Source organism: Bradyrhizobium sp., from assembly GCF_019242285.1.
Taxonomy (GTDB): domain Bacteria; phylum Pseudomonadota; class Alphaproteobacteria; order Rhizobiales; family Xanthobacteraceae; genus Bradyrhizobium.
In genome coordinates this window covers 1-8774 of the sequence record NZ_JAFAVV010000585.1, presented here as the reverse complement: position 1 = coordinate 8774, position 8774 = coordinate 1, and the positions used below count along the sequence as shown (strand labels likewise).

Sequence of the window (8774 nt, the reverse complement as noted above, 5' to 3'; positions counted from 1 at the left end):
GCATACGGATAGGCGAAGGCCGAAAAGGCAAGCCCAAGATCGGTGTTGCTGAGGTTGAGGTCCGCCTTGATGAGCGGTGCCGCCGTGGAGATGTTGACCCTGTCGACGTAAAGAATCAGATACATCAGGCATAGCAGCAGCAGGACCATCCCCGATACGCCAAACTTCAACGAACGCATTGTATGCTCCATAACAAGGTGAGTGGTGGCCTATGCTGGTCGCAACTCACTCTTGACCTGGGTGCGATGCATGACACGCCGTGACGCCGGGTCGAATGGATCGCGGCGATGCATGGTGCAACGATTGTCCCACATGACGAGATCGCGGACCTTCCACACATGCTCCCAAGCAAATTCCGGCCTCTCGACATACGACCACAACTGATCGAGCAGCGCCTCGGACTCCGCAACCGCGAGTCCGGCTAGATAAGCGTTTCGGCGCCGTCCCAGATAGAGCATGCGACGGCCAGTATCGGGGTGGGTGCAGACCAGCGGATGAACAGCGCCCGGGGAGAGGCGCGGATCGTCCGATGGCGTGACGCCCTGGCGGATGTAGCCGCCGCTGTTATAGGTTCCGTCGTGCTTGATTTTAATATTGGCGATGCGCGTCTTGAGACCTTCGGGCAGCGCGTCGTAAATGCTGTACATGTTGCAGAACGAGGTATTGCCGCCCGTCGACGGCAGCTCCAGCGCATAGAGCATGCTCGCCTTGGGCGGCACGTCGAGATAGGACATGTCGGTGTGCCAGACCGACTCGCCCGCCCCGAGGCTGCCTATCGGCTCGCCGTTCACGACGACATTGGACACCACATATATTTCCGGCATTCCCTCAACGAAGCGCCGGCCGGTTTCCTGGACCGGTGCCCAATCGAGATCCCCGAGCCGCCGGCTGAACGCGATGAGGTTATGGTCATCGAGATGCTGATCGCGAAACAGCAGCACCGAGTGGTCGTGCCAAGCCCGCACGATCCGGGCGAATGCGGTGTCGTCGATGTTTGCAAGATTGAGCCCTCGCACCTCGGCGCCGACGCCGCGACCGGTCGGGACGACATTGATATCGGCGGTCGAGATACTGGCGCGAGGGGCGTCATGAATGCTGGCAGTCATCGGATTTTCCTCTAGCTCTGATCTCGTTGTCGGCGAAAAGGTATCGCAGTTCGTCGTGGGATGAGCACTGGACCTCGGTGTCTGCTAGTGGGGCAAACCTGCCGGCCGCTTTCGTTATGATTGCCCGAGAAGAACTCAAGGACTGGCTATTGTTGCTGAACATGCTCACGCTTCCAGTTGAGGAATTTCTGCAAGCGATCTTCACTACCGCCATTGCTTGGCCGCCGAGTGTCGCCGTCGTCCGAGTAACGCGGACTGAGCGATCCACTCACCATCCCTCTCAGTTTTTGCTCGGCAACGGAGTAACGCGTCCAACCCGGCACCGTCGCGGCCAGATTCACATCCTTCCATTTCGGATGGAACGAAGGTTGTTTCAGTCGATCGTAGTGATCGAAATAGTAATCAATGAACCGCTCGACCCGCCTGTATCGATCGCTTCCTTTTTGCCAATTGAACACCGCCAGGACCGCTGGAATGCCGATGGTCTCGATCGACTCGCCTTCCGGGATCAAGTTTGGATAGTCGTCATGGCTGAGCGTCGAAGGAAGGTAATAGTCGAAAAGCTTCTTGTCATATTCGACTGGGACGAAATGAAATCCCGGAATCGGTTGGAGCTTGGTGAACAGGTCGTTCGGTTTGCCCACCGTATGGAGGATGGCGGCAATCTCACCGGTCTTCATCTTCTCGATTGCAACAGCATTGTTGATGAAGACCGGCTCGACGTGGATCCCAAGGCGCTCGAACACGATCGGCCCCGTAATGGTCGGCCCCGCACCCTTCGTGTTGAAACCGACCTTCTTGCCATCGAGATCCGCCAAGGTCTTGATCTCAGGACGGGCAAAGACGTGGAACTCACCAATATACAATTGAGATATGTAGTTTACCCGCTGCTCTATATTCTTCACGCTGCCTGATTTCTTATATTGGTCGAAGTCGTCCGAGTAGGTGATCGCCATGTCGACGCCGCGCAGATACAGCAGGTCGCTCACATTCTCCGCCGCGCCGTAGCTCACAATGGGGAGGACGCGAAGATTGTCGCCATCATCCAGCGCCTTCGCAAGCTCTGCGGCGAAACGGATGAATGTCCCTTCCAACAGGCCGCCCGCGATCCCGACCGTCCAGTCGTTCACGCTAGCGACCTTCCCCACCTCCCCGGACGATGCAGCAGTCGCGTGACGCGAGGCACGTTGCGCGAGTTGGATTTCCGGAGATTGCGACTTGGTAGGTACTGGTAGCGCGAGTGCAACCAAAACAACCGAAAATACCGACAGCAACCACAGACGCATGAGCATCCGGTCCTCCCCCCTCTGAGCGACACGGCGAAGCACTTTCTTTGGGGATTACCATACCGATCTAAGGTCGCACACCGATCGAAGGTTGCGTGCATATCTAGGATTGCATGCATATCTAAGATTGCATCGGTTGTTGGTAAGTCGAACCGATGACCGAATTGAGGCCTCAAGATTGGGGAAGATGCTTTGCTACAAAGTGCGCGCGAATGCGGTCGACCTTTGGTTTCAGAATTTGCGATCGAGCCCCGTTACGATAGAGTTTCGCCGATCTTGGTTGCAGCGAAGGCTCATCGTCTCCGAAAAGTTGAGCATCTATAACGACCGTGAAAATGGCACTTCAAACAACTGTCACCTCGCAGAGCCGCCTGGCAAGGTTACCCCGCACACATTGCGGCATACAGCGGCTACCTGGTTAAAGCGAGCGGGCGTCGACAAATGAGAAGCCGGCGGGTTTCTGGGTATGAGCGTTGAGATGCTCCGTCAGGTGTGCGGCCATCATCCCGATCACCTCCGTGCAGCCGCATGGGCGATTGGTGGTCATGCGCAGCCACTGGGCCGTCGAGAACGGCCCCGATGACGGGCACACCGGGTAATCTCCAACCGATGCCTTATGGCCCCGTAATCTCGAACCAGATTCAGCTCAGTCCAAACTACGGCACCTTGTCGGCCTGTTTCAATCGTGGGATTCTCGCGACGCAGGCGACGGCGCTTGTGTTGAACAACGGGACACCGGCCGGATCGATAGTGAGTGCGCTCGAAAAGCACATCGACAAACCCGGCGATGCATTGCGTCTCGATCTGGCAGGTCAGATGATCGAAGCGCTCACGACGTTGTCTGACGACGCCTCAAGCAATGGAGGCGACGTCTATTGTGCGCTTTATGAGTTTGAAGACCCGGAATTGATTGCGCATCTCGCGAGCCTCAAGGGAAAGGCTCACGTCATTTTTTCCAATATGCCGGGCACCACCGCTGATAAGCAGAAAACCAACGACACTTATGCCCTGGAGCGGAAGCAGATTCATGACGCCGCGCCGAAGTCATCGACCGCTTCATGCCCAGCGGCCATCTCGCGTCAGACGACAGCTGGCAGGATGAGTATTTTTCATCCGACAATCAGGTCAAATCGGCTGAACTCGCATTCTGGCTCAGCGCCACGCCAGCGGCAGACTCGCTGACGACACCGAATGACACTGCGGTTGCGCGCCCACGTCCTGCACTTCAGGCGGCAACGGGAGGCGTCAGCCCGGCCATCGGTCCGCATTCCGTGGCCTCGGGGCACAGGCGGAAACAGCAACCGCACCAGCGGGGGCATCGGAACAAGGCCTCGTAGTTGCGCGCCAACCCACCCCAAAGGGCTATGAATTCGTCCTCGCTGGCATTCAAGGTGAGGGATGTGGCCTGTGCAGTCGGTCAGGGAATTGCGTATACCGTTGTATCGTCGGTAATTCCGCGGAGCGAGACGAGTTGCATCGTCGGTCGTAGGCCTGAGTTTTCCAACATACTTGCGACCTTTCCATCTTCCACGACTTGTTTGGTCGCAAAAATTGCGTGTGAGGACGCCAGCCCCTGGACGCGTGCGGCCACGTTCACAGTCTGCCCAAAATAGTCCTGAATGTTGTTCATCGTGACTGCTAGGCACGGCCCCTCGTGAACGCCTATCTTTAAGAGTAGATCGTCGTTCTGGCGCTCTTCGTTGATCCGCGACATTTCCCTGCGCATGCGGAGTGCTGCCGTCAGCGCGCGGTCCGGCGTTGGAAAGGTTGCCATAACCGCGTCCCCCATGGTCTTGACCACGGCACCGGTCTCAGCGGCTATAATTTCGTTGAGCACGCGAAAGTGCTGCCGCACGAGGTCGTAAGCCACTAGGTCGCCGACGCGTTCGTAGAGCGCCGTAGAGCCCTTTAGATCAGTGAACAAGAAGGTCAGGCTGGTGATTTTCAACCGCTGGTCGACGTCCAGGGTGTCGGCGCGGTAAATGTCACGAAATGTTTGGTTGGTGAGAAGCCGCTTGGCAGTCAAGAACAGCTTGCGCTTTCCCAAGAGATCGTGGAGTGGATCGGCGGCTATCCACAGTGCTGGAAGTACTCGCCGGTCGGTTCGGTTTTCCAGTGTCAATCGCAGCGGTCCCGGCCGCATCTCGACGGTGCCCGCTGGCGCTCGGACCTTATTAAACACCAGCGATAGCGTCTGTCGCTCACGCGTCGTTTCGCCTTTGACGTCAAGGAACTGTGTCCCATGAGTTACGGGATCAAACACAATTACGAAATCGTTCGGTAGCTGCACAGACAAAACTGCCTTCTCGCCTGGCGGAAGTTCAATTGAGTCCACGGTGAACTCGGCAAGGCTGTCGCCCAACGTCTCTGGCAAATCGACACCAGAGCCCCAAAAAATTTGGCGATAATATTCGACCTCAGAAAGCGTATCTGGATTGTGCGCGCCGATACGCCTGACTTGTTGACTCACTGTGAAAGTTACCTCGACCATCTCATCGAGAGTTGGCTGGTAACCCGCCGCGCACAACAGACAATCGTATTCTTCGCGATCAAGAGTCCGCAGTGTGGCGCCGGCGTTGAGGACCCCACCGCATCCTGGACACAACACGTTCCAAGACAGTTCGAATAGGCCGAGACGGGCAGCGTGAAGGAACGCGGCGATGACCTTCTCTTCATCGAGACCGCGCTCGGCGGCGAAAGTGAGTACGTTTATGCGGCACAATTCGCGATCGCCCGCCTCTCGCACCGCATGCTCAATGGCAGCGGTACATTTCGCGTCAGCGGACTGGCGTAGAACGCCAAACAAAGCTTTGCTCTTGCTCATCGCATGACGCTTAATCTGTTTGTCGAGGCTACTCGCGACGCGTGAATTCAGCGGTGATTATCGCATTGCGACAAGGCCGAATGCAAGGCACAGCTCTTGGAAACGAGGCAAGAAGTTGAGACCACCTGGCGCCTGAATAGCAGCGAGCGGGATAAATCAATCCGCTCTACGAGGCCCTGCGCGTTTGCTTGATGTCCTGCTTCCAATTCGGCTAGTCCTTTGCGTTGTTACTTTGTCGGGATCTATCGGATTGCTGAGCGTCCGACGTCGGCCGCGCGCACTGGTATCCGCAATTGACGTACCTTGTTACCACAAATTGATGATTCGACTTCACACTAGGAGCAAGGATTTGATTTTTCTGGCGTATCGAATGAAGTTTTCCAGCAACGCCTCGCTTGCAGAAGCTTCACTCTCCTTCCGGTCTCGCTGATGGGTTTGGCGACGATATCGCATCGCTCCATCAGGGCATGTATTCGCCGCATCGCGGTCGCGTGAGGAACCTTGGCGACCGAGGCCAGAGTGGAGATGCCGACGGGCGTTCCGTTCAAATGGTTCTTGATCAGGAAAAGCAGCATATTCCACGTCGCGTCCTCCTCCGCGATCGGAACCAATTCCTGGAACGGCTGCCGAACTCGTTCGAGGAACGCTATGATTCGCAGGAGTTCGTGCTCGGTCATCGGACAACCGTAAAGCCAGGCTCTGGCTATCTTCCCGAGGCAATCGCCGGCGCCACGACGCGCGCATATTTACTGCTCAGCATCCCCCACCGCCCGGCGCTTCAACCTTTTCGCTTTTGCGTTGGCGAGGAAGCGAATGTGCCATGGTCGCCCCAATCAGCCCCGCTGAAATATCTTACTGCCGGTACGGTGGTCCATCGGCACCACGCTGGCGCTAGTCCCGCGACACACGCGGCGTCGACGGGGTCACGTTGGCAGGTGTGTGGAAGTCCATACGCGCGCGATCTTCCTCTCGAACCCCCGTATCGTCGCCGAATTCGAGATATTTGGGCGCGTCCTCCGTCCATTGCGGCCATGACGTCGCCGAGGTGCTCGGCTCTCCGGTGCGAGCGAATGCAACAAGCGTATCCATCATGCGTTCGGATAGCGCGCGATCGAACTCGGTCCAGACGCGCGTGACGCGGAACTTGTTGAAGGCATCTTGGGTCCCGAACCAATAGGGCACATCCGAGGTATGGTAGGCGCCGATCTTCTGCGGGCTGTCGAAGAACTGTACGCCCGCGGCGAACGGGTGCACGCGCGAGAACATGTACATGTGGAATGGAGCCTTGCCGGTCTTGCGCTGCGCGCGCGCCCAATTACGGGTGCCCGCTTCGACCAGCCCCTCGCGTGCCGCGAGAAGCCCCATTGCCTTCGCTTCTTCGTCGGTCTTGGCCGGATAAAGTGCCAGAAAGCGCTCGGCTTGATCGCCATGAAGCTTTCGCGCGGCGGCGAGGTAGCCTTCCAGACTAGCCGCGGTGCGTAGGTCGTTGGAGCTTTCGTCGCGCGTGAATCCAGCGACCGTTGCCACGTCGTTCTGCTTGCCCGCGGCAAAGATCTTCGGCACCGTGTCGGGCAGGAAATAGCCGTCGATGTCTGGCGAAACGGCAATCGTGCCGGCGCAGCCGAGTTGGCAGTCTTTCTGAATGGCAAGGATCTTGTCGGCCTGGATCAGCCGCATCTCCGCGAATGACGCCGCGCCCAGCGCCGATTGCACTTCGAGGCCGGTCTTCTCGGCTTCCGGCAGCGTTGGAAATTTGAAGCGGCTATCGAACATGCTCAGGCTCATTGCGACACCACGGTTGAACAAGCCCTTGGCGAGCGGACTTGCTTCGAGAGCCGAGACCGACATCGCGCCGGCGGATTGTCCGGTAATGGTGACGTTGTCGGGATCACCGCCGAACTGAGCGATGTTGCGCTTGATCCACTGCAGCGCCGCGATCTGATCCAGGAAGCCGTAATTGCCGGAGCCATGATGCGGCGATTCTGCCGTGAGTTCGGGATGAGCCAAATTGCCGAGGATGCCGACCCGATAGTTGAAACTGACGAATATCGTACCCTTCCTGGCGACGTGTTCGCCATCGTACATCGCAATTCCGCTCGAACCGAGGGTGAAGCCGCCGCCATAGATCCAAACGATGACCGGCAGCTTCATGCCCGGCTTCGCATCCTTACTCGCCCAAATATTGAGATAGAGGCAATTTTCGCTGGTCGCCTCCTCGCCAAAATAATGGTTGAGGTCGTGACGGCGCAGAACCTGAATGCATTCAGCTCCCATGCGATCCGCGTGATAGACGCCTTGCCAAGTCTCGATCCTCTGCGGCTCACGCCAGCGCAGATCACCGAGCGGCGGCGCGGCATACGGAATTCCGAAATAGGCCTTTACGTCCGACGCCAGCAGCTTTCCGGAAACCGCGCCGCTATCGATGTTGACAGGGTCTTCCGGGATCGATCTGGCGACGGCCTGAGCCGACGCACGCGGCGCCGACGTCATTGAGAGGATGTAAAGAGCCGATGTGACCGCGATCAACGGCCGAAGCGCTGTTCGCCTCAACTCAACGCATGGCATCATAGTGGTCCAGCTCATGAAGCCTCCTCCCGACATTTTCGATGGCCTGCACAAACCACGTTAGCTGGGCCGGCTGTCTTCCCCCGACGACGCCTGATCACGCGCGGCACCCGAGGGCTGATATTGTACGAACTGGTACGTTCATGCAAGATGTCGCGCGCGCAGCTTGATTGGCCCTGTGATCGGAGGTTCGCGGGATTGCGGCAAGAGAGCCGCCCCGAGGGCACCCCGCGACATCATTGAAGTGGCGAGGCAGGAATTCGCATCTGAAGTTTATTCCGACGCGCGGCTCCGGGCGGGCCATCTCATCGCGGTTATATGGGCCGGAAGCTGACTTTATTCTCGCAACGCTGTCTCCCGGGCACTCGCGAATATCCCCCGCCCACCCGGACGATATTGCATTCGCACAGCAAAAGAGCGCACGTGAGCTCCAGGCCACGCGCGCTCATTGATCAAACCGCTCCAATTGCGATCAATGATCGTGATCGTCGTGATGGTCCTCGATCAGGTCGGCGTCCGTAAGCACTTTCTCCTCGCCCATGAGTTCGTCATGCGACTCATGTTTGCACACGAAGCTCGAAGCGACGTTCGTGCTACCCGTCCCGTTGTAGGTGAGTTTGTCGGGATACATGCAGATAGGCCGGCTCACTGTCGCAAGGGATCGATTCGGATTGTTATAGGCAATGATCGAATCCGGTGCCGTCCCATGCTCGACCCAATTGACCAGGGCCTGGAACAACGCGCCTGAGCTCGAGGAATCGATCAAAGGCGCATTCGGTTGATCGGGATTGCCGCCGAAGTGGCTGTTCCCCGGGTAGGGGAAGAACCGATAGAATTTTTGCACGGTGGGTAGGCCGCCGGCGTGCTTGGTGACGCGATTATAATAGTTGTAGGAGCCTCGTGGCATGATCAACAGATCAGCCAATCCATGATAAATGATCATCTTCCCTCCGTGTTCACGGAATTCAGACAGATCTGGGTTGTCTGTTCCAA

7 protein-coding genes and 1 pseudogene are annotated in these 8774 nt (G+C 57.7%); 1 reads left to right on the top strand and 7 read right to left on the bottom strand.

Going from position 1 to position 8774, the window contains the following annotated elements; translation table 11 throughout:
- The 3 genes and pseudogenes from JOY90_RS23830 to JOY90_RS23820 all read right to left on the bottom strand — a co-directional run.
- A pseudogene (locus tag JOY90_RS23830) lies at positions 1-179 on the bottom strand (MFS transporter); the annotation flags it as partial.
- Between the two features lie 30 nt (positions 180-209).
- Positions 210-1106 carry a TauD/TfdA family dioxygenase gene (locus JOY90_RS23825; protein ID WP_291693566.1) on the bottom strand — a complete coding sequence of 299 codons (897 nt, stop codon included), beginning with the start codon at positions 1104-1106 and terminating at the stop codon, positions 210-212.
- A 146-nt stretch (positions 1107-1252) separates the two neighbouring features.
- Positions 1253-2398 carry a TAXI family TRAP transporter solute-binding subunit gene (locus JOY90_RS23820; protein WP_291693565.1) on the bottom strand — a complete coding sequence of 382 codons (1146 nt, stop codon included), beginning with the start codon at positions 2396-2398 and terminating at the stop codon, positions 1253-1255.
- Between the two features lie 573 nt (positions 2399-2971).
- Here JOY90_RS23820 and JOY90_RS23810 point away from each other — a divergent pair.
- On the top strand, positions 2972-3574 hold the full coding sequence (locus tag JOY90_RS23810; RefSeq protein ID WP_291693564.1) for a hypothetical protein: 603 nt from the start codon (positions 2972-2974) through the stop codon (positions 3572-3574).
- A gap of 235 nt (positions 3575-3809) precedes the next feature.
- Here JOY90_RS23810 and JOY90_RS23805 read toward each other — a convergent pair whose 3' ends face one another.
- The 4 genes from JOY90_RS23805 to JOY90_RS23790 form a co-directional block, all read right to left on the bottom strand.
- Positions 3810-5216, bottom strand: a complete 1407-nt coding sequence (locus tag JOY90_RS23805) for an adenylate/guanylate cyclase domain-containing protein (RefSeq protein WP_291693563.1) — start codon at positions 5214-5216, stop codon at positions 3810-3812.
- 335 nt (positions 5217-5551) lie between these two features.
- Entirely contained in the window at positions 5552-5893 is a 342-nt protein-coding gene (locus JOY90_RS23800) for a hypothetical protein (protein WP_291693562.1), read from the bottom strand.
- A gap of 214 nt (positions 5894-6107) precedes the next feature.
- The gene (locus JOY90_RS23795; protein WP_291693561.1) at positions 6108-7742 is read right to left on the bottom strand and encodes a carboxylesterase family protein; all 1635 of its coding nucleotides are present in this window, start codon (positions 7740-7742) and stop codon (positions 6108-6110) included.
- A 511-nt stretch (positions 7743-8253) separates the two neighbouring features.
- Positions 8254-8774, bottom strand: a 521-nt coding sequence (locus JOY90_RS23790; RefSeq protein WP_291693560.1) for a tannase/feruloyl esterase family alpha/beta hydrolase, incomplete at its 5' end; no start/stop codon positions are given.

What these genes read in the sequence shown, in the direction of transcription:
- JOY90_RS23825 (WP_291693566.1), bottom strand. Translation starts at nt 1,106, where the DNA reads ATGACTGCCAGCATTCATGACGCCCCTCGCGCCAGTATCTCGACCGCC.
- JOY90_RS23820 (WP_291693565.1), bottom strand. Translation starts at nt 2,398, where the DNA reads ATGCTCATGCGTCTGTGGTTGCTGTCGGTATTTTCGGTTGTTTTGGTT.
- JOY90_RS23810 (WP_291693564.1), top strand. Translation starts at nt 2,972, where the DNA reads ATGACGGGCACACCGGGTAATCTCCAACCGATGCCTTATGGCCCCGTA.
- JOY90_RS23805 (WP_291693563.1), bottom strand. Translation starts at nt 5,216, where the DNA reads ATGAGCAAGAGCAAAGCTTTGTTTGGCGTTCTACGCCAGTCCGCTGAC.
- JOY90_RS23800 (WP_291693562.1), bottom strand. Translation starts at nt 5,893, where the DNA reads ATGACCGAGCACGAACTCCTGCGAATCATAGCGTTCCTCGAACGAGTT.